23 protein-coding genes are annotated in these 24,328 nt (G+C 35.0%); 4 read left to right on the top strand and 19 right to left on the bottom strand.

From position 1 onward, the window contains the following. Positions 1 to 262: 262 nt before the first annotated feature. The 11 genes from moaD to Q1A47_RS11010 all read right to left on the bottom strand — a co-directional run bounded on the left by moaD (position 263) and on the right by Q1A47_RS11010 (position 14,155). Positions 263 to 496 (bottom strand): molybdopterin converting factor subunit 1, encoded by a 234-nt coding sequence (gene moaD / locus Q1A47_RS11060; RefSeq protein ID WP_026682750.1) that lies wholly within the window; start codon positions 494 to 496, stop codon positions 263 to 265. Continuing rightward, entirely contained in the window at positions 489 to 965 is a 477-nt protein-coding gene (locus Q1A47_RS11055; RefSeq protein WP_026682749.1) for a molybdenum cofactor biosynthesis protein MoaE, read from the bottom strand. Before Q1A47_RS11055 ends, moaD begins: the two co-directional genes overlap by 8 nt. Positions 966 to 1,273: 308 nt before the next feature. Continuing rightward, positions 1,274 to 2,284, bottom strand: coding sequence for a MoeB/ThiF family adenylyltransferase (locus Q1A47_RS11050; RefSeq protein ID WP_166530701.1), 1,011 nt, complete (start codon positions 2,282 to 2,284; stop codon positions 1,274 to 1,276). Between the two features lie 12 nt (positions 2,285 to 2,296). Then, complete coding sequence (gene moaA / locus Q1A47_RS11045) at positions 2,297 to 3,307, bottom strand: GTP 3',8-cyclase MoaA (RefSeq protein ID WP_026682748.1); 1,011 nt, start codon at positions 3,305 to 3,307, stop codon at positions 2,297 to 2,299. Between the two features lie 112 nt (positions 3,308 to 3,419). Next, positions 3,420 to 4,931, bottom strand: a complete 1,512-nt coding sequence (locus Q1A47_RS11040) for a lipopolysaccharide assembly protein LapB (protein ID WP_121605168.1) — start codon at positions 4,929 to 4,931, stop codon at positions 3,420 to 3,422. A gap of 31 nt (positions 4,932 to 4,962) precedes the next feature. After that, entirely contained in the window at positions 4,963 to 5,439 is a 477-nt protein-coding gene (locus Q1A47_RS11035; protein ID WP_026682746.1) for a ferric reductase-like transmembrane domain-containing protein, read from the bottom strand. Positions 5,440 to 5,482: 43 nt separating this feature from the next. After that, the gene (gene narI, locus Q1A47_RS11030; RefSeq protein ID WP_121605169.1) at positions 5,483 to 6,181 is read right to left on the bottom strand and encodes a respiratory nitrate reductase subunit gamma; all 699 of its coding nucleotides are present in this window, start codon (positions 6,179 to 6,181) and stop codon (positions 5,483 to 5,485) included. 19 nt (positions 6,182 to 6,200) lie between these two features. Then, positions 6,201 to 6,731, bottom strand: a complete 531-nt coding sequence (gene narJ, locus Q1A47_RS11025; protein ID WP_034679621.1) for a nitrate reductase molybdenum cofactor assembly chaperone — start codon at positions 6,729 to 6,731, stop codon at positions 6,201 to 6,203. A 621-nt stretch (positions 6,732 to 7,352) separates the two neighbouring features. After that, a complete protein-coding gene (narH, locus tag Q1A47_RS11020; protein WP_026682743.1) occupies positions 7,353 to 8,825 on the bottom strand; it encodes a nitrate reductase subunit beta in 1,473 nt (490 codons plus the stop codon). Continuing rightward, a complete protein-coding gene (locus Q1A47_RS11015; protein WP_166530702.1) occupies positions 8,815 to 12,498 on the bottom strand; it encodes a nitrate reductase subunit alpha in 3,684 nt (1,227 codons plus the stop codon). The genes narH and Q1A47_RS11015 overlap by 11 nt, the downstream gene beginning before the upstream one ends. A 520-nt stretch (positions 12,499 to 13,018) precedes the next feature. After that, on the bottom strand, positions 13,019 to 14,155 hold the full coding sequence (locus tag Q1A47_RS11010) for a TIGR04053 family radical SAM/SPASM domain-containing protein (RefSeq protein ID WP_026682741.1): 1,137 nt from the start codon (positions 14,153 to 14,155) through the stop codon (positions 13,019 to 13,021). A gap of 562 nt (positions 14,156 to 14,717) precedes the next feature. On the opposite strand from Q1A47_RS11010, the gene Q1A47_RS11005 reads away from it, so the two are divergent. Next, positions 14,718 to 15,413, top strand: coding sequence for a Crp/Fnr family transcriptional regulator (locus tag Q1A47_RS11005; RefSeq protein ID WP_026682740.1), 696 nt, complete (start codon positions 14,718 to 14,720; stop codon positions 15,411 to 15,413). Between the two features lie 586 nt (positions 15,414 to 15,999). On the opposite strand, the gene Q1A47_RS11000 is transcribed toward Q1A47_RS11005, so the two are convergent. From Q1A47_RS11000 to Q1A47_RS10980, 5 genes are all read right to left on the bottom strand, one after another. Next, entirely contained in the window at positions 16,000 to 16,557 is a 558-nt protein-coding gene (locus tag Q1A47_RS11000) for a hypothetical protein (RefSeq protein WP_166530703.1), read from the bottom strand. 3 nt (positions 16,558 to 16,560) lie between these two features. Next, on the bottom strand, positions 16,561 to 17,190 hold the full coding sequence (locus Q1A47_RS10995; RefSeq protein WP_026682738.1) for an SCO family protein: 630 nt from the start codon (positions 17,188 to 17,190) through the stop codon (positions 16,561 to 16,563). 290 nt (positions 17,191 to 17,480) lie between these two features. Beyond that, on the bottom strand, positions 17,481 to 19,151 hold the full coding sequence (locus tag Q1A47_RS10990; protein ID WP_026682737.1) for a cbb3-type cytochrome c oxidase subunit I: 1,671 nt from the start codon (positions 19,149 to 19,151) through the stop codon (positions 17,481 to 17,483). A gap of 15 nt (positions 19,152 to 19,166) precedes the next feature. Next, complete coding sequence (locus Q1A47_RS10985) at positions 19,167 to 19,634, bottom strand: cytochrome c oxidase subunit II (protein WP_026682736.1); 468 nt, start codon at positions 19,632 to 19,634, stop codon at positions 19,167 to 19,169. Between the two features lie 15 nt (positions 19,635 to 19,649). Beyond that, positions 19,650 to 19,802, bottom strand: a complete 153-nt coding sequence (locus tag Q1A47_RS10980) for a hypothetical protein (protein ID WP_166530704.1) — start codon at positions 19,800 to 19,802, stop codon at positions 19,650 to 19,652. Positions 19,803 to 20,197: 395 nt separating this feature from the next. On the opposite strand from Q1A47_RS10980, the gene resA reads away from it, so the two are divergent. The 3 genes from resA (at position 20,198) to Q1A47_RS10965 (ending at position 22,142) form a co-directional block, all read left to right on the top strand. Next, positions 20,198 to 20,773 carry a thiol-disulfide oxidoreductase ResA gene (gene resA, locus Q1A47_RS10975; protein WP_166530705.1) on the top strand — a complete coding sequence of 192 codons (576 nt, stop codon included), beginning with the start codon at positions 20,198 to 20,200 and terminating at the stop codon, positions 20,771 to 20,773. Positions 20,774 to 20,802: 29 nt separating this feature from the next. Continuing rightward, positions 20,803 to 21,507 carry a cytochrome c biogenesis CcdA family protein gene (locus Q1A47_RS10970; protein ID WP_166530706.1) on the top strand — a complete coding sequence of 235 codons (705 nt, stop codon included), beginning with the start codon at positions 20,803 to 20,805 and terminating at the stop codon, positions 21,505 to 21,507. A 113-nt stretch (positions 21,508 to 21,620) separates the two neighbouring features. After that, positions 21,621 to 22,142 carry a CueP family metal-binding protein gene (locus Q1A47_RS10965; RefSeq protein WP_166530707.1) on the top strand — a complete coding sequence of 174 codons (522 nt, stop codon included), beginning with the start codon at positions 21,621 to 21,623 and terminating at the stop codon, positions 22,140 to 22,142. A gap of 233 nt (positions 22,143 to 22,375) precedes the next feature. Here the strand turns inward: Q1A47_RS10965 and Q1A47_RS10960 are convergent, their stop codons facing one another. From Q1A47_RS10960 to Q1A47_RS10950, 3 genes are all read right to left on the bottom strand, one after another. Further along, positions 22,376 to 23,041, bottom strand: coding sequence for an acetyltransferase (locus tag Q1A47_RS10960; protein ID WP_299632204.1), 666 nt, complete (start codon positions 23,039 to 23,041; stop codon positions 22,376 to 22,378). A 194-nt stretch (positions 23,042 to 23,235) separates the two neighbouring features. After that, a complete protein-coding gene (locus Q1A47_RS10955; protein ID WP_026679619.1) occupies positions 23,236 to 23,709 on the bottom strand; it encodes a DUF523 domain-containing protein in 474 nt (157 codons plus the stop codon). A 239-nt stretch (positions 23,710 to 23,948) separates the two neighbouring features. Next, complete coding sequence (locus Q1A47_RS10950; RefSeq protein WP_026679618.1) at positions 23,949 to 24,239, bottom strand: MazG-like family protein; 291 nt, start codon at positions 24,237 to 24,239, stop codon at positions 23,949 to 23,951. Between the last annotated feature and the right edge of the window lie 89 nt (positions 24,240 to 24,328).

Below are 24,328 nucleotides of genomic sequence, written 5' to 3'. Positions count from 1 at the left end.
ATCCTAAATCAATCTAACATGTTATGTCTGTTTTTTATCAACTACGATATCAGTAAAATTCCTTAGCAGAGTTTTCATTTGATTATAAAATCCATTTAAAGAATACACTATTTCCAAACGGTGCAGAATAAGAAATATTATCTTTTTTTCAAGAAAAGAGATTAGTACTGCTTTTACATTATCTACTTGTTCTAATAAAGCAAGGCCCTTTCCTCTTTTTTCACTATTTTAAAGCCAATAAATTGAATAAATCTGATGAATATCAACCACCACTGACAGGAGGAATAAATGCTACTGTATCACCGGATTTTACGACATCCTCGTCCGTAGCATACTCCTCATTAATTGCAGTCATAACCCCGTCTAATTCATTTAAATAATATTGGTCTTTCAATTTATGTTTTAACTCGCTAATTTTAATTTGATTTGTCTCTATATCCAGTTGATCTTTCCCTAGTTTTTCTTGTAAATGTGCAAACAACAAGACCTTAATCATTTTTCACATCCTCTACATTTGGTTTTCCATTCGGATAGGAAATCGTTTCTAATTGATTACCAATCCATGTTTCTCCATGTTCCCAATGTTCCCTTTTCCAAATAGGTACAATCTGTTTAATTCGTTCTATTGCATACTCATTTGCTTCATAGGCTGCTTTACGATGTGGGGAGGAAACTGCAATAACCACGGCAATATCTGAAATGTCCAAATGTCCGATTCGGTGAGTAATGGCCACCATTGTATCTGGCCACTTATCCCCTATTTCATCACCGATCTTAGCAAGCATTTTCACAGCCATGGGAATATACGCTTGGTATTGTAGATAAATTGTTCTTTTCCCTTTAGTCCATTCTCTTACCGTACCAATAAAGGTCGTAATAGCACCAGATTCTCTTCTTTCTACTTTTTTTATAAGTGATTCTACTTGAATCGGTTCTTCTACAATTTCATATAATGACTCAGCCATGTTTCTTTCGACTCCTTCTAAGCTTTTTAGCAGGATGCCATAAAGTCCTCCATTGTCGTTCCTTCTTTATCTTCTAATAAGATGACTGAAGCTTCCATTCATTTCTCATAATCATATATTCGTGAAAGAAATAGTATCCCCTTTATAGAGTTTCCGCTTTAATTGCATGTGATTTTTCCCTTGAATTATTTATTATTTTACTACTTTCAACATGAAACAGCATCACAAGTGGTAGGGATCCTCGAATTACTTTTCAAATTGGCTTCAATAGCTTAAGTTAGTTTTTGTCTGTCTACCATAACATCCCCTCATCCTGCCAATTGATTATAGATTGTTTTCGCCTTTTCCACGGAATCTGTACCATGAACTAACGTTCGACCATCACGGAAGAATACGAGACGATAGGATTCATATTCTATTGATAATAAAAAGTCATTATGTTTTACTGGGGCAATTTTTTGTAGACGACTTGCCAATATATCTAAATTTAGTTTTTTAGATGTTCGGATTTGTACGGTATTCCTTCCACAAAGGACTTCTGTTTTAGTACTAGATTCATCGTTTAAATTTGGGTAACTCGGGGTTTTCCCGCATGTTGGACAATCTGTTTTCTTGGCTCGATTAACATTTATTAGATGGTAATGATTATTCCATAGATCAAAGGTTATCAATTTAGTACGAAGTGCTTTTGTATCTTCTACTAGTATTTTTAAAGCTTCCGTAGTTTGATGTGCAACAACCATCTGTACGGCTGGTGAGATGATTCCTACAGAGTCACAAGTTGCACCTGATACCGGTATAGTACCCAGCAAACATTGTAAACACGGAGTTTTACCTGGAAAGATCGTATAACTCATTCCAGTACTCCCTACACAAGAACCGAAAATCCATGGTATACCTTGCTTTTGCATTAAATCATTTAACATAAATCTTGTCTCAAAATTATCTGTTGCATCAATAACCAAGTCTATATCCTTTATAATTGGATATAGAGTATTAGAAGTAGCATCTAAGACAAAAGACTCAATTTCAACTTCTGAATTGATTTCTTGTAAGCGGGTTTTTGCTGCAAGTGCCTTTGGAATTTGGTCATGTACATTTTTCTCTGTATATAATTGTTGTCTTTGTAAATTACTTAACTCAACATAATCACGATCAATCAGGGTTAGTTTTCCTATCCCTGCACGTACTAGGTTTTCTGCATTGCCAGAGCCTAGTGCACCACAGCCAATAATTAACACATGTTTCAATACGATATTTTGCTGACCATTTTCTCCTATTGGTTTGAAAAGTATTTGACGAGAATATCTATCAAACATAACCTTTTCCCCCTATCCGCCAATATAAGACATTTCAATTTTTTTCTTGTTTTTTGTCGATTCTTCAGTCCGTTCATCCGAATAACGATCGATACGATTTCCCCAAATGTTCATTATCGCTGATTGTATTTCTTCATCGCTTTTATCGGAACGTAATAACTCTCTAAAATCAAACCCATTTGAAGCGAATAGACAGGTGTACATTTTCCCGTCTGCAGCAATTCTTGCTCTAGTACAAGTTGAGCAAAACGATGCAGATACGGAAGTGATGAAACCAACCTCGCTACCCGATCCTTTATAGCGGTAACGTTTAGCAACTTCTCCTAAATATGCAGGGTCAACGGCCACTAATTCAAAATGCTTAGAAAGCTTCTCGAAAATTTCCTTTTTTGTTATAACTTTACTAAAATCCCAGCTATTAGATTGTCCGACATCCATAAATTCAATATACCGTAACGTAATTCCTTGTTCCCGAAAATACTTTGCCATCGGAATAATTTCCTGTTCATTCATTTCTTTTTTTACAACCATATTCACTTTTACTTCAAGCCCAACTTCTTTAGCCTTTTGGATTCCCATTAAAACACGTTCTGGTCCGACTCCACTATCATTAATGGATTTGAATAATTCACTATTCAACGCATCCAAGCTAACATTTACACGCTTAAGCCCAGCATCTTTTAATTTTTGAGCCATAAGAGCAAGAAGCGAACCATTCGTTGTAAGCCCAATATCTTCTAATCCTTTTATGGCTGTTAATTTCTTAATTAATAAAGGCAAATCTCTTCTTAGAAGTGGTTCACCTCCAGTCAATCTAATTTTTTGGACACCTAAAGCTATAAAATTTCTAGCTAATCGCTCGATTTCCTCAAAGCTTAATAGCTGTTCTTTTGGCATAAATGCAAAATCTCTTCCAAAGATCTCTTTTGGCATACAGTACGTACATCTAAAGTTACAACGATCAATAACAGAGATGCGAAGATCCTTCATCGGCCGACCAAATTTATCTGTTAATAATGACATGCGGATCATCTCTCCTTTTACTTTCCTTAAATACAATATACTTTCTATATTATATAGATATCTGTTACGAATATCATAGGAATATAAAAAATACCAACAGAGTTATTCAGAATTATACTTTTGTAGTCTGCATTTTAACTAATTTATCTTCATATATTCTTCTCTTTTTCACATTCTTATTTCTCTTGAAAAATTCAATAATACCTGTAAATGCTTCTTCTAGAAGCACCTGATTTCGTGCCTTTTCAATTAATTTAAAACCCATTTCGTAATAATGCTCTGCTTGTATGATATCTTTATTTTTTATACTTTCAAAGCAATACGCCAATCGAATAGAAGTGAGTCCCTTTTCTTCCATGCAATTTTCTAGATGTTCATAGATTGATAATGCCTCTTTATAATGGTCATATGCCTCTTCTATCATTTCCTGCTCCAAATAATTAAAGGCAATAGCTTGTAATGTATTGCCATAAGCTAGAGATTTTTTTCGTCCATCCTCTTCTAAACGTTGCAAAAATTCCTGAAACACGATCAACGCATTATCATATACTTTTTCATTAGAATATAATTTCCCTAGTGCATAGAGAAATTGCATTCTGATTTTTGGAAAATGCTTGGATAATTCTAATCCCTTTTCTAGGTATTTCTTTGCTTGATTTAATTTAAATACTTTTATAGAGATGGTTCCGATCTTGGAATAAACATAAACAACTAAAAAATTATTCTCCTTATAGAAACTTGTTAACTGCTTTAAACCCTTTTTATAATAATTAATTGCTCGAGGAAAATTCCCCATATTTTCATCTATTTCAGCTAACATCAAGAGTGCTTTTGTAGTATCTAAATGGTTCATAGCATCCATTTCATCCATTAATTTTATAGATTTTGTAATCATTTTTCGGGCTTCTTTTAAATCAATATAAAAATGTATTTCACCTAACCGTAACCATATTTTTGCTAAAGCGGGTTTATCCTGTAATGTTTCATAGGTTTTTAATAATTCTTGATATAGTTCGATTGCTTTATGATAATGTTCAACTTGAATATATACATCAGAAAGGGTGTGGATAGTTGATGAGATAATTGGATGTGTCATTGGAACTGCTTGTTTAAAATAAGTTAATGCTTTTTCAAGCTGTGTAATACTACTTTCCATGTTTTCTTCATCAAGAGATATTTTTCCTAAGTTGCTGAATATAACGCCATATACATAGCCATCCTGATAATCATTGGAATCTAGAAATGCCATTAATTTTGCTAATTCCATTCTAGCAGTTGAGCGTTGTCCATACTCTCTTTCCAGTGTTGCATAGTCTAAATAGGTCTCGATAATCACTTGCATAAAGTCTACTGACATCTTTTTGGATAGCTGCAAGGCGTGACGACTATATTTACCCGCTTTATCGTAATTATTTGTTTTATGGTAGTACTTTGCCACTGTACTTAACATAAGAAATTGTTCGTTCAAGGAAATCTCTTTACTAGAGATTAAACGAGCTTCGATTTCCTCGATAGTTTCTTTTATATCAGGGTTATTTTCATTAATCATTTGTTTTCTAATTTCCTCCATTAAAGTAAGGGATTTATTTGGCTGATCCTCCGTTCTTTCTAAGTTACTAAACATGAAATACACACCCTTTATTCCTGTATTTAAATTACAAAAGTAAATGTAAAGAAATGATAAAAAATAAGGAAATCCCTAATCGTAAATGAATCTGACGCATTCGCCCTGTTGGTTTGACAAGTCTCCACCATCCAGTAAGTACCATCAAAATTAAATTTACGAATGCTAACAATCCTGCTAGCATTTTCATATTTTGAAAAGAGAAACTATACCAATGAAGAACAAATACTGCATGTAATAGTATAAAAACCAGTGCAGCAGTTCCAATCCAACGGTGATACGGCATTACCTTCTTTGAAAGATTAGCCAATTTAATTTTTGTTTTCCGTTCTGGAACATTACGAATGGTTGAAAACACTGCATTTCTGGTCCAATTAAATAGGAATAACAAAAATCCAATGAGACCAAATAAAATTGGTAATGAAAAGATCGGAAACGAAAAAGGCTTAACTACCTGCCAAATAGCCATCAGTAAAAGTACAAGATTCATATAAAACCATTTACTCATTCTGAATCTCCTTTAATCTCTAAAGAGAGAATATAGAGTATTATTAAAAACCACTCTCTTCCGTTGCCTTTCTAGGAACCCTTCTCTTATAAATAACATAATTTCTGCTTAAATAGCGAATTGGAAAACTAAACGCATGCACCAAACGGGTAAATGGCCAAACAACATATAACGCAAAGGTACAGTAAATATGAATCTTAAACCAGATAGGTACAGAGGCCATTAACTCCGGCTGTATATTAAATATAAACAAGCCGCGAAGCCAAGGTGCAATCGTTGTTCGATAATCAAATCCATGTGAATCAACATTGAATGAAGTGGCAATTAATCCAGTTATTATTGCCAATAGAATGAAAATCAAGCTGACCCAGTCACTTGGAGAGGTTGTAGCCTTCATACGTTTGATGCTTATTCTTCGATAGGTTAATAAGACTATACCGATAAATGCGGCGATACCTGCTGGAAATCCTAATATGATAGCAACAGTATGGTACATATGCTCAGTAATCCCTAGTGCATTATAAAGCCCTATTGGTATAATTAATCCAAAAATATGGCCACCAAACACGAATATTATTCCCCAGTGAAAAAGAAGAGATCCAACTCTTAATCTTTTTTTCTCAAGAAATTCACTCGATTTCGTAGTCCAGCCAAATTGATCTTTTTGATATCGATAAATATGACCACCAATAAAAATGGTTAATACAATGTAAGGTAATATCCCCCATAATAATAACTCCATTTTATTTTCCTCCTAAACTTTATTCTGTAGCAGTAAGAATTAATCCGTTATCAGACATGTGGAGAAAAAGAGCCTCAAATAATAAAAGATAGTAATTGCCACTTTCTCTCAATTTATTTTGGATTTCACCAATAGCCTTTCCATGCATGGATAACAATTCATTACTCGTTTCTACAGGAACATTTCCGCAAAACTCAAGAATCAGAGGTAAGTAATCAGGTAACTCTTTTTCTGTAACATTAAATCCATGTGCTTCGTAGTATTTTTTCAGTTTAAGTAATTCCAAACCACGTTCTCTCTGCTCTCCTAATTTTAAATATGTTACATATAAATTTGTTAATTTTCCAAAGTCAAAATGTTCGATATAGTGACTGATCCAATCATCCAAAGACATGTTTAAAGATAAACTAATGAATCTATGGATATTTTCTTTTATTACAGGATTTTCTATTTCTTCTAATTCCAATTGGAGCTCTGGTAGTATACTTACCATTTCTTTATTTGGGTAATTTAAAAGAAACGAAACCATTTGATAAATGTTTTGATTCATTATCCGTATCTCCTCTTATTGAAATCAAGATTGGTAAAACCACCTTACCAAACCGATTTCCTATTATCTAATTTATAACACTCGTTTTTTGTAAAGATTGTTACCTTGACTCTGAACGGCTGGTGAGCTCAGTGCCAACAGAATATTGACTTCGGGAGGAATACCACAACTCTTTCTGTTGGACGAGTAACCGCGCAGTTCAAAGACGTGGACGTATATAGCTTTTGTTCCTTTTTACCATGTGCATTACGGAATCTTACCGAGACCTTCCTTCGCTGGGGTAGTACTTCATAACTTTATTTCTTTATTGTTTGGTCCATTTTAAGAGCTTTGTTGAAATTCGAACACTCTGTATATAAATATTGCAATATAGTTGATTTCTACTACACGACGTCTCAGCTTTTATTCCATTCCAAGGAAATCTGTTCCATATATTCACGTACATTGAATTTTATTTAGTAAGTAACTGACAGTAAGACCCTCACTCCAATCCTACGAAGTGAAACTCAGGAGGATTCAACTGCCAGTAAATACTAGATGCTGGTCAGGGTTCTTTTGGTCATATCTTTGTGAAACTAACAATCATCAGGGGTATAAGAACTACATCGCCATTTGAAACTATTAAGAAAGTACTCCACAGCTTCCTGGTCCACCCGTAAAGTCAAGTCCACAAGCACCTTGTTCTTCATATAAATCTGCTACTTCTTCTTTGTGACTGTGTGGGATAACAAACCTATCTTGATATTTCGCAATTGCTAATAATCGGTACATTTCTTTAATCGCTTTTTCGGTTAACCCTAAATCAGTAATTATATCACGATCAAAGTCCTTTCCAGTTTGCTCTGTACGCATATAGCTTCGCATAACAGCCATTTTCTTAAGCACTTTACGAATATGACCAGTATCCCCAGCAGTTAGTAAGTTTGCAAGATATTCAATAGGAATTCGCATTTCATCAATCGCCGGGAAAATATCTGCTGTTTCCGCATTACTCCCTTTTCCTTCAATCATATTCATGATTGGGCTAAGTGGCGGAATATACCAAACCATTGGCATGGTTCGATATTCTGGATGTAAAGGTAAAGCAATCTTCCAATCAATAATCATTTTGTACAATGGTGATGCTTGAGCAGCTTCAATCCAATCCATTGGTATACCATCTTTTTTTGCCTGTTTAATAACTTCCGGATTATTTGGATCTAGAAAAATACCAAGTTGTGCATGATACAAGTCTTTCTCATCTTCTACCGATGCGGCTTCCAATACGCGATCAGCATCATATAACATAATTCCAATATAACGGATACGTCCCACACAGGTTTCTGAACAAATCGTTGGCTGCCCGTTTTCGATTCTTGGGAAACACATGGTACATTTTTCAGCTTTGTTCGTTTTCCAGTTAAAGTAGACTTTTTTATACGGGCATGAGGTAGTACAGTATCTCCATGCACGGCATGCATTTTGATCAACTAGTACAATACCATCTTCATCTCGTTTATACATTGCACCAGATGGGCAAGAGGAAACACAGGGTGCATTGATACAATGTTCACAGATACGTGGAAGATACATCATAAACACATCTTCAAACTCTGTTTTGATGGATTCTTCCATTTGTATAACGTTCGGATCACGGAGACCTGTAATATGACCACCAGCTAAGTCATCTTCCCAGTTTGGCCCCCATTCTAAATCCATAAATTCTCCAGTTATAGCAGATTTAGCCCTAGCAATCGGTTGATGTTTTCTTTCTTTGCTATTGGTTAACGTCTCATAATCATAGTTCCACGGTTCATAGTAATCATCCATCTCTGGTTGATTAGGATTATAGAATAGATTTAAGAGGCGGTTTGTTTTCGATCCGGATTTTAACCGTAACTCCCCATCTTGAAGTTCCCAACCACCTTTATATTTTTCCTGGGATTCCCATTGTTTTGGATAGCCGATACCAGGTTTTGTTTCAACATTATTAAAATACATATATTCTGCACCCGGACGGTTTGTCCATGTATTTTTACAGGTTACACTGCAAGTATGACAGCCAATACATTTATCCAGGTTCATCACCATTCCCACCTGTGCTTTAATCTTCAAGCCAATCAACCTCCTTCATTTTTCTAATAACCACGTTTAAGTCACGCTGGTTTCCGGTAGGTCCATAATAATTAAATCCATAACTTAATTGTGCATATCCACCAATCATATGTGTTGGTTTCACATGAATTTTTGTTGGGCTGTTATGCGTACCTCCACGATTTTTCGTTAGTTTCGTACCAGGTGTATGAATATGACGATCTTGTGCATGATGCATAAATGCCATGGTTCTAGGAATACGGTGTGAAACAACCGCTCTTGCTACAACTACGCCATTACGATTGAAACATTCAATCCAATCATTATCTTTTACATCAATCTCAGCAGCATCATCTTTATTAAGCCAGACTGTTGGTCCACCGCGAAACAACGTCAGCATCGGCTGTGAATCAAAGTACATACTATGAATTGACCATTTATTATGTGGCGTTAAGTAATTTAATGTAATTTCTTTTCCTTCGACATCTGGGCGTTTAGAACTAAATGGCTTTTGATTTAAAATTGGTTTGAATATGGCAAATGACTCCCCAAATTCCTTAATTATTTCATGATCCAAAAAGTAAGATTGGCGTCCTGTAATTGTTCGAAATGGAATCAATAGTTCAACATTGGTTGTAAATGGTGAATATCTTCTTCCACCTTTTTCTGAGCCACTAAATGCTGGTGAAGTAAGAACTGTTTTCGGTTGGGTGATAATATTATCAAATGTAAATAACTCTTCTTCTCTTTCAGTAGCTAAATCCTTTAACTCTAAGTTCGTTGTCTTTTCTAATGCTTCCCACGCTTTTACGGCAACTTTTCCATTTGTCGTAGAAGAAAGCATTAAGATTGCATCACACGCATCTCTTGCACTAGTGATATCTGGACATCCATCGGCAATACTTCCGTTATCTACCGTGCCAAACGTTCGTTTCGCCTGTTCATATTCATCTTTCATCATCCAATTGATACCTTTGGTTCCATATGCTTTAGTAGCAATATTTGAACCAAGTGCTGTCATTTTATTATAAATTTGTTTGAAATCACGTTCGACAACATGAATTTGTGGCATAGTTTTACCTGGAATTGGTTCACATTCCCCTTTTGACCAGTCTTCAATTTTGCCAAGTGGCTGTGCCGTCTCTCCAGGCGTGTCATGATTTATTGGTGTCGCAACTATTTCCTTGATTGTGCCCATACCGATTTCTTGAGCTATATCGGAAACGCCTTTTGCTAAAACTTTGAAAATGTCCCAGTCAGATTTTGCTTCCCATGGTGATGTGATAGCTGAACTAAACGGATGTACAAATGGATGCATATCCGTGCTTGATAAATCATACTTTTCATACCATGTTGATGCAGGAAGGATAACATCAGAGTATAGAGCTGTTCCAGCCATACGAAAATCTAGATTAATTAATAGATCTACCTTCCCTTCAGGTGCTTCATCTCGCCATTTAATTTCTTTTGGTCGAATACTATCTTCATCAGAGTTCAAGAGCCCATTTGATGCACCTAATAAATGTTTTAAGAAATATTCATGTCCTTTTCCAGAACTTGAAATTAGGTTCGCGCGCCAAACAAACAAATTCCTTGGGAAATTAACCGAATTATCAGGGTCCTCAATTGCAAATTGTAATTTCTTCTCTTTTAATTGTTTGGCAACGAAGTTTCCGATTTCTTCTGTAGTTTCATTTCCATTTGCAACTGCTTCATTATATAAATCAATACCGTTTTTATTAAACGTCGGATATGATGGTAACCACCCTAAACGGGCTGCTAAAACATTGTAATCACCAGGGTGATCATATCTAGCTTTGTCTATAGTTGCAGCAGCAAGTTCCGAAATAGGTGTTTCTTCATAACGCCATTGACCTGTTGCAAAGTAGAAAAAGGAAGTACCATTTTGCAATTTTGCCGGCCCTCCCCAGTCTTTGGCGGATTGAATCGTAGTCCACCCTTCGACGGGACGGAGTTTTTCCTGACCAACATAGTGAGCCCAGCCACCACCATTTACACCTTGTGCGCCGATCATAAGTACAAGATTTATAATTGCACGATAAATCGTATCAGAATTGTACCAGTGGTTAATTCCGGCCCCCATAATAATCATGGAACGACCTTTTGTATCAATGGCATTCTGTGCAAATTCACGAGCAACTTTAATGATTAGATTACGATCCACACCTGTTATTTCCTCCTGCCATGCTGGTGAAAATGGTGCAATCTCGTTATAAGAACTTGCAGCTTCTCCACCAAGACCACGATCAATTCCGTAATTACCAAGCATTAAATCATAAACAGTGGCAACATATACTACTTCTCCGTTTAGTTCTACTTTCTTCACAGGTATAGCACGAGGTAGTACTTTTTTCTCCTCTGCATCGAAATACGGCATGTCTACATGAATTACTTCGTCTTCCATATCAAAGAAGCTTAAAACAGGTTCAATCTTTTCATTGGTATTTTCGTCAATAAGTCTTAAATTCCAAGTCCCTTTTTTATCCCAGCGAGAACCCATCGTTCCATGAGGGATGGAAAAACCATTTATAGCTTGGTTATACATTGCTGGCTTAAATTGATTATTCTCGGATGCTAGGCCAAGATCTTCGGCATTTAGAAATCGGTCTGCTATAAACTTACCATTTACTTGTTTTAATCGAACTGAAAACGGAAAATCTGTGTACTGTTTTGCATAATTTTCAAAATAAGGTATTTTATTTTTATTATAAAATTCGTTTAAAATAACATGTCCCATTGCCATTGCTGCCGCGCCATCTGTTCCTTGTCTAATGGAAAGCCAGTCATCTGCAAATTTGGTTGATTCTGCATAATCTGGACTAACTGAAACAACTTTTGTCCCTTTATAGCGAGCTTCAACTAAAAAGTGCGCATCTGGTGTACGTGTCATCGGAACATTGGAACCCCATGTCATAATATAACTGGAATTAAACCAATCAGAACTTTCTGGCACATCGGTTTGATCCCCCCAAATTTGCGGAGATGCTGGTGGTAAGTCTGCATACCAATCATAGAAGCTGAGCATTTGTCCGCCAAGCAAATGCATAAAACGACTACCGGCTGCATAGCTTAGCATTGACATTGCTGGGATTGGTGAAAATCCAACATTACGGTCAGGACCATATTTGACGATTGTATAAAGTGTTGAAGCCGCTATAAGCTTAGTTACTTCTTCCCAATCAGCTCTAACTAATCCTCCCTTCCCCCTAGCCTGTTTATAAGACTTTGCTTTTTCCTTATCTTCCACAATACTTTTCCATGCTTCTAATGGAGTGTCATTTGTAGCTAAAGCTTCTCTCCATAAAAGCAATAATTTCTTCCTGACATATGGATATTTCACGCGCAATGGGCTGTAAATATACCAAGAAAAGCTTGCTCCTCTTGGGCATCCGCGTGGTTCAAAATCTGGCATATCTGGTCCTGTCGATGGATAGTCTAAGGCCTGGCCTTCCCATGTAACGATCCCATCTTTTACGTAAATATTCCAACTACATGATCCCGTACAGTTCACACCATGTGTGGAACGAATTATCTTGTCATGCTGCCATCTTTTTCGATATACATTTTCCCAATCACGGTTCCCTTCTTGTAATTGGCTATGATTATTTGAATAAGTCTCTTTTGGTTTTATATAATTTATTCGTTGCCAAAGTGGAGATGGTTTTTTTTTCATTATTGTCCCTCCAAATAAGTTACTTTGTGAAGCCTATAACTTATTAAAACATTCAAATCTCTACTATAGTGTGAAGTATGTCACACTTTGACAGATGTCAAAATATGGTCATAAACTTATTAATATTTAAATCATCTTTTCATAATGTAATGCAAATTTAGTACAGTAACGTGTTGTGTATTGTTTGGTCAATAGTCTTGCTCTTGAGTGCCTTTTTGTGAATTCTTCCTCTCCGTACAGTTCCTATCCCCTGATTTCTGCATTTTATTCATAGAACAAAAGTGTAAGCGCCCGAATAGAAACGAACGACTGGAGCGAGTCAACGGAGATAAAGAAATCACGGTGAGCTTCGAGCCGATGATGACTTAACGTGGGGCGATTCGTGAAGGCGCCTCTTTTCTGGGCACTAGAGCTGGACAAAGCTCAACACGCCATTTTTATCCGCATGGGCTAATTTTATAATTTCCTTCATTTCCTTAGACTACAAAAAAAGCTAAGCATCCATCTGCTCAGCTTCTATCTATTTTTCTATAATATTCTTTCCTTTCTTACGCATTGCTCTTGGGATATATACACAATAAGGTTCACTTTCCATATAATCACCTGTTACATTGTATGCTCTGGATCTGGAACCACCACATACATGGCGAAATTCGCAGATTCCACATTTTCCTTTATATTTATCAGGGTTCCTTAAATTTTTAAACACCTCTGATTCTCTATAAATTTCTGATATTGGAGTGTGTCGTACATTACCTGCTCGAATAGGTAATAGACCACTTGGGTATACATCCCCAGTGTGAGAAATGAACACAAACCCATTTCCATCATTTACCCCTTTTGGAGCTCGCCCTAATCCATCAATTTGCCCTGTTTTTCCTGCGATGATAGCATCTTCGTAAAAGATATGTTCTTTATCACTCATACCTCTTTGTTCACGCATTTTCTGCTGTATAACCACACGCCGATAGTGCTGGCCAGCTGTTGTTTTAATATCAAAAGGAACACGCTTTGAGAGTTTGTATAACCATCTAAATACCTTCTCATGTTCAGCAGGTGAAATCATATCTGACTCTTTCCCTCGCCCAGTAGGAACAAGGAAAAACACACTCCACATTACACAATTCAAATTTTCTACTAGTTCTGCCATTTCATCCAAATGTTCATAATTATATTTAGAAATAACCGTATTAATTTGTAAAGGCATATCCAGTTCATGTAAATCGTTAATAGCGTTTATTGTTAAATCAAAGGATCCTTCCGTACCTCGGAAATGGTCATGAACTTCTTTACAATGGCCATCGATACTAAAGGCCCATCTAGCAAGTCCAATATCTTTCGCCTTTTTCATTGCTTCTTTGGTTACATTTGGTGTTGCAGATGGTGTCATGGATAAACGGACACCTTTTTTAATCGCATATTCTGCAATATCAAAAACATCTAGACGTTCCAATGGATCTCCGCCAGTGAATACAAGCATAGGATTGTCCATTTCATAGATATTATCTATTAATTTCTTTCCTTCCTCAAAATTCAATTCTAATGGGTGTCTATGATACTGTGCTTCTGCACGACAGTGTAAACAATGTAACTGACAAGCACGTGTTAGCTCCCATATTACGATAAACGGATTTTCATTATAATCTCTATTAAACATTACTCCCCACCCTTCTTAAGTCTAGGAAAATTGTAATACAATAAAACTAAACAATTAGTGATATTTATCACATAACTAAATTATGACGTAATACGAATATTTCCAACTAGAAAATAAGAAAAGAGTTGGGACAAAACTTAAATGTTCTTCTAAAAAAACGATAATAAGAAAGTTATAATGTGAAACTTCAATCAGCGGGGCTTTGGTATATCGGTGGCTCTCCCTATTAGTGTGGAACTACCCATATTATATTTTTAGCTAAGGAACGATATGAAAGAGTTCCATCTAAATACTCCGTGACAAACTTTACAAAACATCCCCAGAAATTAGATTATTTACTCTACTTTCGAGAGGCAGTACCATGGATTGGGTGATAGTTTGGCTTTTGCTTTAACAATCATATGTTTGTCACAGCTCTTACCTTTGTAATCTATTTTTTCTCAATAGTTATCCTCCAAAGTCTCCACTACAATCTGATAAGTATGATATTCTTCACATCTAATTATAAATTGTACGTGATAATATTATGAGATGGAGCACTATATTTGAAAGGATGATAATTATGTATCCAGCATCAGTTAAAAAATTATTACAACGTTTCCCCCTTTTCAAAAGTTTAACAGACTATGAAATTGATCCGATTATAAATATTGCAAAAAATCGAACCTACCGATCGGGAGTCCATATCTTTATGCAAGATGACCTTCTCACTAATGTGTATTTTATACACCAAGGTAAAATAAAAATTTATCGAACTGATATTCAAGGAAAAGAACAAATTATCAATATTCTAAGTGAAGGTGAAATGTTTCCTCACCAAGGTTTTTTTCGTAATGATAACTACCCTGCACATGCTGAAGTAATGGAAGAAGCAGTATTATTTTACATCCCCATCCATTTATTTGAGGATTTTTTAATCAACAATCCAGAGGTAAGTATCAAGATTTTCCGTGTGCTTGGAGATAAGATAGTGGATTTACAGAATCGCTTAGAAGAAAAAATCCTACGTAATACTTACGAACAAATTATTCTTCTATTAATTCGCCTTGGAAAAAAACATGGAATGGAGCATATCAATGAAACAATGACATTGACCACCCGTTTTACGAATAGAGATTTAGCCAATATGATTGGTTCAAGTCGTGAAACAGTTAGCAGAACGATCACCCAATTAAAGAAGAAACAATTAATTCTAATAGATAGTGATGGAAATATGATACTAGATACCAATAGGTTAAAGGAAGAATTATTTCAATAAAAGGTGCATCTCAAGAGAGGTGTTCCTTTTCTAATGGACATGATTTTAATATATAGAGAGCGATCTTTTTGCTTCAATCAGTGGGGGTTTTGTTTTATCCCCCCACTGATTGTTCATACCACAAGGGTATGACCTGAAGACCTTTGAACCAATCAGACATTACTGGCAGTAACGCCCCACTTCGGGAAAAAAGTGAACCTCAGTATTGATAAGTGGAGTTAACTGTCAGTTATATATGGGATCAAACACACACGAATAGAGTATCGTCTAGGTTGTTTTAGTCGCTTTCTAACCATTGCTCATCTAACTTCAATTTTTCCTTAAAAGAGATTACTTACTTAGCAGCAGTGTAAAGAGTAGTTTAGAGTTAGAAAATTAAATTTCTTTTGTAACTGACCACTTTATTACGTCTTGATTCCATCCAAAAGTTTACCATTAATGTCAAAAATAGCATGTTCTGCATCAGTTATAGAAAAGCCTTGTTTTTCGAATAAAGCATTTAGTGAGTCCAGTCTATTCTTAAAGTTGAAAATCCTATTTGACCGATTTTCTTCTATTCTTTGTCTCCAAAAAGACATTATTTCGTTTAGTAATCTTCTGTATCATCAATAAATAGCGATTGGATAAAATAAATTATAATACATAATCCGGTTATTAAAAATGTCCAGCCTAATGCTCTTTGCTCAGTTACTAAATAGTTATTGCATAGCTGTGTAGGGGAAGCAATATAAATCCAAGCCATAATTCCTGATAATACACTAAAGAAGATATACACACTATTCTTTTCAAATTTCATAAGTTTTTGCCAGCTATCTCTTAGTGGTACTCCTGCAAGAAATGGTAAGCTTATAAATTTAAAAATCTCTACTAATGGTAAAGTAAGGGCCTCATCCATAGCACGTGGGAGCATCCAGTAACTCATAATTATCAAAAAAAGTACTATTCCAGGTATACCATTTTGATTCCAAGCTTCAAAAAATCCGGGAAATTTTTTCTTGAGGTATGGTGTAAACATCATTCCAATAATAACCAACAAAGGCATTTGCATATGCATATGAACTACCATTATAGATTCGAATAAAGTAATAACTGGTGGGAGCATCATGAAAATATACAATCCTAATCCATAGATTGCTAGTTTCATCCATTATCTCCCCTCATTTGTTTTCAATATACTTGTTATTTTTTCAACTGCTAAATCAATTTGTTGATAATCCATAACTTCTACTAGCTTGCCTTGGGGATTCACTAAATAAAAAGCAGAGTTATGAGTGAAATTGCCCATATTGTCTGGTATCACAACGACTCCAAAAGAAGTTAATAACTTTTGTAATTCTTGGTTATCAGGGATTCTTGCCATTCTCCAAGTGTTACCATCACTATTAAAATATTGGCGATATTTTTCAAGTATAGCAGGGGTATCTCTCTCCGGATCAAAACTAATACTTAAGAAAACAATATCCTCTCCGATATATTTTTCTGGTATTCGATTATAAACCTGAGCAAGATTCATTTCTAATTTAGGACAAACATCTGTACATGCAGTATAAATAAAAGTTATCATTACATATTTATCTTCAAACTCGGAGAATGCATATAGTCTTTCCTTACTATCTTCTAAGGTAACTTCAGGAAATCTTGGCATCTCTTCCACCAGCTTCATCGTTCTAGCCGTTTCAGCCGTATATGCTCGAAAGCCATCCGTTCCAATTAAGAATAAGATAAAACCAAACGTGATAACTATTACTAGTGATAATATATTACTATTTCGGTTCATTTGATCACGTCCTATTTGCAAATTCTAATAATCAAAAAGACTATGAAATTAGTATTAATCAAAGAAAAAAACAAACAATTAGAAATGATGATTCGTTCAACTAACTCGCTTCGGAAATATACTTTACTTTGCTAGGCAGCGATATATCGTACAACAAAAGCGCTCTTCTTTTTCAAGGAGTCTATGTATATTTCCAGAGACAGGGTAGTTAGTTGTTCATCATTCGAATTAACCGTTTCAGTTACACCCCATCTCTTTTTCTCAAGCGACATATAATTATGTTTAATTTTCTACCAAGTTCTAAATGGAGGAGAGCCTGGAACATTTAATATATCTGTAAGTGGCATAACATATCCCATGGCTACTATTAGAATAAGTAGTATAATGATCGTTCCCCATCTTTCCGTCCATTTTGGAGTTGATAGTGCGTCTGCTTCTGGTTCTCCAATTGGAAATTCTGTGTTTCCTTTTGGCGCAAAGAACATAAGATTAACTACGATATAAACCATAAGTACAACCCCAACAATTAAGAAGGTTCCTCCAACTGCAAGGAAAATTAAGTAAGGATCCCAGCTTAAGGCTGTAGCGTGATCTCCATAAGTTGTATAAGAAGTTCTTCGAGGCGATCCTAAAAGACCAACTAAATGCATTGCTCCTGACATAAATGTCATACCAATAGTCCAGATAATGGTTTGAATGATACCTAGTTTGTTTATTTTTGGTGTTAATTTTCTCTTTGATAGATATGGAATTAACCAATATGTAATACCGAAGAAGGTTAATGCTACCGTAACACCAAGAGTTAAATGGAAGTGTCCAACTATCCAAAGTGAATTATGAACTACTTGATTTAGTTGATTATTTGTTTGTGCAATACCACCAGCACCGGCAGGGATAAATGCAACCATTGCAATAAATGGTGCAAGGAAACGCACATCTCCCCACGGTAATTTTTTGAACCAGTCTAATAGACCCTTAGCACCTTTTCTTCTACCTGCACGTTCAAACACAGCAAACATAGCAAATGCAGTCATCATAGATGGGAACCCAATGGATAAACTCATAAATACATGGATGAATTTCCAGCCTTCTGTAATACCAGGGTCAACAATTTGATGATGGAATCCTCCAGGAATATTGAGTATAACTAATAAAATAACTACTAAACGTGTGATAGCATCACTAAATAGTTTTCCACCAATAATCTTTGGTACAGCGACATACCATGCAGAAATCGCAGTTAAATACCAAATATTAACTAGAGTATGGCCGAAACTCCAAAATAATGTACGACTAAGCATAACATTGATGGTTTCCGTCCACCCTAGTGACCATGGAATTAACATTAACACTTCTATGGTAACACCGATACTTCCCAAGACTAATAAAACGAATACACCAGTTGCAAAGAATGATAACAAAGGAATATGCTGTCCTTTATGATTTCTTCTCCAATTTGCTACATTGATAAACACGCCAAATGCTGCTATCCAAATTCCCACAACAAGAAAAACTAGGCCAATGTAAAATAGAGGAGTTGCTTGCATTGGTGGGTAGAAAGTATACATAACTGATGCATTACCCATGGCAACAGTAGTTGCAACAAACACAACACCAATTACCAATAATCCAAATGCTGTCCAACCAAATTTTCTAACCTTTGGAAGTAATCCTCCCATTGTATGGGAAATTCCAGCATAGAAATACCCAATTACAAAAGTGGTGGTAAATACAAGAACTAATAAGATTCCATGCGTTGTTAGTGTTTGATAATAGTCAAACCATGTTGGCAATTCCATTAGACCTGCACGGTTTAATCCTTGAAAAAGACCTAAAAATCCACCTATTAATAACGCAATAAATGAAACAGTAAAATAGGTTAATGATAATCGTGCATCTTTAGGATTAACTCCTAGAGCCTGTTGCATCTTTCCAAATGGTTTTTCTTTAACTAACTCCATTTATTTCTCCTCCCTTTATTTAACGGTGATAGTTGTCGACATCATTTGGTGACCGACACCGCAGTACTCATTACATAAAACGAGATATTCACCTGGTTTGTCAAAGGTTTGTGAAATTTTTTGTATGTGTCCAGGAGTTACCATAGCATTAATATTGGTACCAGCCACTTGAAAGCCATGTACTACATCTCTAGAAGTCATTGTAAAATGAACGGTTGACCCTACTGGGACTTCAATTTCATTTGGTGTAAAACTAAAGGCTTGTAATATCATAACTACCTCATATTCGTTTTCGCCAATCTCAAATATCCCAGGATTATCAAATGGTGTAGTTTGATCTACTTTTTGAGGATCAATGGTTTCCATTCCACTTGGCGGTGCCATTCCTTGAGCAAATGCCTGATATCCTGTTATCACCATAGAAAGAGCAATAATTCCAATTCCAATAATTAACCAAATTTCTTCAGCACGATGTAATTTCATACAAATACCCCCCTATTAAATTCTCACCATATACAAAACCCATAATAGTAGAATAAAAGCTATAATGGTTCCTCCAACAAATACAATTGAGGAAAATAATGTCCCTTTTAGAGAATACTTTTTATTATGCTTTTCTTTTGCAATAACATTTTTATTATTCGTTTCCATTACTTACCCCTCCCTTATGTTTTTTCTTACTTACATTCTAAATTTTGCACTACTTAACATAAGTGAACTACATCACACTTCAAATGTGATTTAAAGCAAAGCTTATAGATTACGTGACAATAGTTTGAACACCCAGGTTTGAATAATTAGTGATAATAAGGTTAGTGACTATTTTTTAAAAGGTTAATGGGCACAAGCAAGCAGATCCTTCAGCTTACCTACTTCAATCCGATGGTGGATAAACGCCCCCCAACTGCTTGAGGTTCCACTTCATATGAAAAAATACATTCGTTCATAAACTATACAAAGCATCTACATAATTTCTGCAAATTTTTATCTTAGAATAACAGTACGTGTCTTTTAGATTGAAATTAATTATTGTAGGGAGGGTATATATGAGCTTGGAGGAGGCTAAAAAGAAAAAGAAGAACAAAAAAAGAAATCGCTTCATTTTTCGAACAGCTATTCTAGCTGTATTAATAGGTGCTATTGTATTTGCATTAATTTCTAACATACAAGCAGATAACAGCGTTTATCAGATCGGTGATGATGCACCCGACTTTAAATTAAAACAAATAAATAAGAATAATAAAGAAGAAATGATTCAACTTAGTGATTTTGAAGGAAAAGGTGTCATGTTAAACTTTTGGGGAACCTGGTGTAAACCCTGTGAAGAAGAAATGCCTTACATGCAAGCACTTTATCCCAAATATAAAGATAAAGGAATTGAAATTATCGCCGTTAGTTTAGATAATACAGAATTAGCTGTTGACAGTTTTATTGATAAATATGATTTAACGTTTCCGATTCCTCATGATAAAACAGGAGAAGTAATGGATCTATATAAAGTAGGACCTATTCCAAGTAGCTTTTTTATAAACCCTGATGGAAAGATAGAAAGAATAATAAATGGTGCGTTGACATTAGAAAAACTTGATGGATATTTACAAGAAATACTTCCTCAGAAATAAGTCTCTAAACAAAAGGGGGATAAGTAGTTTTGAACGAAATAAATATATTCCTAGCTTTTGGTGCGGGGTTTCTCTCTTTTATTTCACCTTGTGTATTACCACTTTACCCAGCATTTTTATCATATATTACTGGGATGAGCGTAAGTGAAATAAAAGAAGAAAATAAAAAAATAAATAAAAAAGCACTCTTACATACCATTCTGTTTTTACTAGGATTCTCAAGTATTTTTATAATGATTGGTTTTACCACATCATATATATCCGAATTTTTGTTGACATACCAGGATATCATTAGACAAATTGGTGCCGTTTTAATTATTTTCTTTGGGCTAGTGATTGTAGGAATATTTAATTTTAAAATTCTCATGAAGGATAAAAAAATCTCATTCAAAAATCGTCCAGGAGGTTATTTTGGGTCGTATCTTATAGGAATGGCATTCTCTTTAGGCTGGACACCGTGTACTGGTCCCATATTAGCTATCGTATTATCATTAGCTGCAACTAATCCTGATGTTGGTATGGTAATGATGATTAGTTATGTATCAGGTTTCTCCATTCCATTTCTTTTGTTGGCATTCTTTGTTGGTAAAATAAAGTGGATTAAAAAACACAATCAAAAATTAATACAAATTGGCGGATACATTATGATTTTTATGGGAGTTGCACTATTCTTTAATTGGATGACCAAATTAACCTCCTTTTTAGCCGGATGGTTTGGTTTTACTGGTTTTTAAAAGGCGGACAAATTGATATGTGCCTTTCTTATCTATTACATATCGTTTGTCTACATATGGTAAAATACTATCAAATTACATTTTATACTATTAAAATAGGAGTTGAATGATATATGAAAAAAGGCATTCTTGCAGTGATTGGCTTCGTACTTATCTTCATCGTAGTAGCCTGTGATAACAGTGCTTCGAATGAAAAAGAAGGAAAAGATGTAAAAGAAATGGTACATAATTATAGTGTTGGTAGTACCGATGATGTGTCTGCATCCATTACTTCCGAAGAGCTTATTGTTACGGATAGTGGTAATAAAGAGACGACTTATAATCTTCCAGAAGATGAATTTTTCGTTTCCATTGCACCGTTTATTAATACCACACACCCTTGTACCAACCATAGTCTAACCGGATGTCAAGGAGAGTTGGTGGAAAAAGAATTTGATGTGTATATTCAAGATGAAGAAGGTAATGTGGTTGTTGATGAAACCATGACATCATTAAAAAATGGGTTTATTGATTTATGGTTACCAAGAGATAAAACATTTCAAGTTAAAATGGAATATGATGGAAAAACAACAGAATCAGAAATTTCCACCTTTGAAGGCGACAACACGTGTATAACAACAATGCAGTTGTCTTAGCATTATTTTTTCGTATTACTAAAAAACAAACCATTTGTCTAACAGCTTAAAAAACAGTGTAAGTATGAAGCATATGTATGCTTACTTACACTGTTTTAACATACCTACTACAAAAGAGAGGCGATGAGTAAATATTCTCTTTCTTAAGGTAATAGGGATAAACAACTTTTTATGTTCACTGCCTATTCGATATATCAGAGATGAAATGAATTGTTTATATGCTAAAGATATTTTTATAGATATTTATCAAATTCTTTTCTTACCTTAACAGCTTTAGCAGGAGTTCCATAAGCTACCTTATAATCTTCAATATCATCCAATACAGTCGATCCTGCTCCTATCACAGTATGTTGACCGATTGTTACAGCATGGATAACATTAGCTCCCATTGCTACGGTTGATCCAACTCCTACTAATACATTACCCCCTAAGGTTGCGCTTGGAGAAATGGATACATAATCTCCTATCTCACAATCATGAGCTATTGAACTTTTAGTATTTACAATACAATGTTCTCCAATCTGAGCGTCACTATTAATAATAGCTCCCGCCATTACAACAGTTCCTTCACCTATAGTAACACCTCTAGCTATAGAGGTATAAGGATGTATGACTACTGTAAACTTAAAAAATGGGTTTATTTCTTTAACTCTTTTTACAGCTTGTTTTCTTTTCCAGTTATCACCTATTCCAACGATTCCTGTATCTATGCTATTTCGCTTTACATATTCTTCATCACCTAATACTTCATAACCATATATCCTCTCACCTGGTTGCCGCTGGTTATCTATTATTCCTTTAATCTTCCTATTAGCTTTTTCTAAAGCATCAATAATTAGCTTTGCATGACCACCTGAACTTCCTGAACAAATGATAACTATCTCTTCCAATGTAAACACCTACCTCAGGATATCTAAATTTGCTTGGTTTTACTTAGAGACAACCTGTTAATTAACGTTTTCGATGTGTTCCGGCATCAGCATTCCTGTACAGTAACATAATAGAAATTTACCTTCATGGCAATTTACAATACCAATTTAGAACACTTTACTCCTTATTGGTGTTATGCGCTCGTTAATTGAAGAAGCATTCGCTATATTATCTCATCATAATACTCGGCAAGCTGTTCTTCTGAGATTACTCGTAAGCCATTTCTTTTTAGTAAGGCAGTAGTAACTCCATTTCCAGTGATTTTCTCCCCCATAAATTCACCATTATAAATCATGGAATTTCCACAGGAAGGACTATACTCCTTAAGAACAACCACTGTTGCATTAACAGCCTTAGCTTTTTTTAAAGTCGAGTAGGCTCCTTTTATGTATAGTTCTGTAACATCTCTACCTGATTTCTCGACTACTTTAGCTTTCCCATCCAATACATCTTCCCCATTACCACCTATTATTTCAGCAGGTTCTCTAGGGGTTGAGAAACCACCAAGCAATTCCGGGCATACAGGTATTGCCTTATTCTCTTCTATTAATTTACTAAGCTTGTGATCTAAACTATGCGTATATCTTACCTTTAGTCCTAACAAGAACTCACTAATATCATTTACTAACTCCTCCATTTAATAGTATGACCTTGTACACCTATCTTCTTGTTAATTGAGAAGCTTCGATTTATTTACTGCTAATTTCTCCGTATTTAACTAATGTGGCTCTTATAATGGTTAACAATAATAGAAGCACGGTTGCAAATTAGCTTATTATTCTTTAACTAAAGCTACATTTAGTTGGAGAAGTATTTAAATATTTATGAATTATTTGTTTTAGATTACAGGTTTAATTCAATACATCTCTTTGTTCTTTACATTTTACTCTGCCATTTGGCTATTTTTCTTGTTATAAATTCTTGTAATTCATCTTCACTTTCAGCTACTTTATAAAACAAAGCTAAAGATACAAGAATGACATCTATACATTCTTCTTTTACATCATCAATACCTAATTGTTTATACTCACTTCCGTTGGCTTTTAAATAAGATAATACTGCTTGCGAGGTTTCTCCAGCCTCTTCTGATAATTTTAATGCCATTTGCTCAATTGTTTTTGGTTCTTTCTCACTTAATAGCTTAACCTGCTTCAATAATTTCTCCATCGTCGTATATAACCTCCCTCTATATACTTTAATTATCTTCAAAATACTCTTGTTTTCTTAGAATTAATCAAGCACCATTTCATTGAATG

Origin of the sequence: uncultured Virgibacillus sp. (genome assembly GCF_947495635.1) — a bacterium.
Taxonomy (GTDB): domain Bacteria; phylum Bacillota; class Bacilli; order Bacillales; family Amphibacillaceae; genus Virgibacillus; species Virgibacillus salarius.
This window is presented reverse-complemented; position numbering and strand designations above follow the sequence as displayed.

What these genes read in the sequence shown, in the direction of transcription:
- moaD (WP_026682750.1), bottom strand. Translation starts at nt 496, where the DNA reads ATGATTAAGGTCTTGTTGTTTGCACATTTACAAGAAAAACTAGGGAAA.
- Q1A47_RS11055 (WP_026682749.1), bottom strand. Translation starts at nt 965, where the DNA reads ATGGCTGAGTCATTATATGAAATTGTAGAAGAACCGATTCAAGTAGAA.
- Q1A47_RS11050 (WP_166530701.1), bottom strand. Translation starts at nt 2,284, where the DNA reads ATGTTTGATAGATATTCTCGTCAAATACTTTTCAAACCAATAGGAGAA.
- moaA (WP_026682748.1), bottom strand. Translation starts at nt 3,307, where the DNA reads ATGTCATTATTAACAGATAAATTTGGTCGGCCGATGAAGGATCTTCGC.
- Q1A47_RS11040 (WP_121605168.1), bottom strand. Translation starts at nt 4,931, where the DNA reads ATGTTTAGTAACTTAGAAAGAACGGAGGATCAGCCAAATAAATCCCTT.
- Q1A47_RS11035 (WP_026682746.1), bottom strand. Translation starts at nt 5,439, where the DNA reads ATGAGTAAATGGTTTTATATGAATCTTGTACTTTTACTGATGGCTATT.
- narI (WP_121605169.1), bottom strand. Translation starts at nt 6,181, where the DNA reads ATGGAGTTATTATTATGGGGGATATTACCTTACATTGTATTAACCATT.
- narJ (WP_034679621.1), bottom strand. Translation starts at nt 6,731, where the DNA reads ATGAATCAAAACATTTATCAAATGGTTTCGTTTCTTTTAAATTACCCA.
- Q1A47_RS11015 (WP_166530702.1), bottom strand. Translation starts at nt 12,498, where the DNA reads ATGAAAAAAAAACCATCTCCACTTTGGCAACGAATAAATTATATAAAA.
- Q1A47_RS11010 (WP_026682741.1), bottom strand. Translation starts at nt 14,155, where the DNA reads ATGTTTAATAGAGATTATAATGAAAATCCGTTTATCGTAATATGGGAG.
- Q1A47_RS11005 (WP_026682740.1), top strand. Translation starts at nt 14,718, where the DNA reads ATGTATCCAGCATCAGTTAAAAAATTATTACAACGTTTCCCCCTTTTC.
- Q1A47_RS11000 (WP_166530703.1), bottom strand. Translation starts at nt 16,557, where the DNA reads ATGAAACTAGCAATCTATGGATTAGGATTGTATATTTTCATGATGCTC.
- Q1A47_RS10995 (WP_026682738.1), bottom strand. Translation starts at nt 17,190, where the DNA reads ATGAACCGAAATAGTAATATATTATCACTAGTAATAGTTATCACGTTT.
- Q1A47_RS10990 (WP_026682737.1), bottom strand. Translation starts at nt 19,151, where the DNA reads ATGGAGTTAGTTAAAGAAAAACCATTTGGAAAGATGCAACAGGCTCTA.
- Q1A47_RS10985 (WP_026682736.1), bottom strand. Translation starts at nt 19,634, where the DNA reads ATGAAATTACATCGTGCTGAAGAAATTTGGTTAATTATTGGAATTGGA.
- Q1A47_RS10980 (WP_166530704.1), bottom strand. Translation starts at nt 19,802, where the DNA reads ATGGAAACGAATAATAAAAATGTTATTGCAAAAGAAAAGCATAATAAA.
- resA (WP_166530705.1), top strand. Translation starts at nt 20,198, where the DNA reads ATGAGCTTGGAGGAGGCTAAAAAGAAAAAGAAGAACAAAAAAAGAAAT.
- Q1A47_RS10965 (WP_166530707.1), top strand. Translation starts at nt 21,621, where the DNA reads ATGAAAAAAGGCATTCTTGCAGTGATTGGCTTCGTACTTATCTTCATC.
- Q1A47_RS10955 (WP_026679619.1), bottom strand. Translation starts at nt 23,709, where the DNA reads ATGGAGGAGTTAGTAAATGATATTAGTGAGTTCTTGTTAGGACTAAAG.
- Q1A47_RS10950 (WP_026679618.1), bottom strand. Translation starts at nt 24,239, where the DNA reads ATGGAGAAATTATTGAAGCAGGTTAAGCTATTAAGTGAGAAAGAACCA.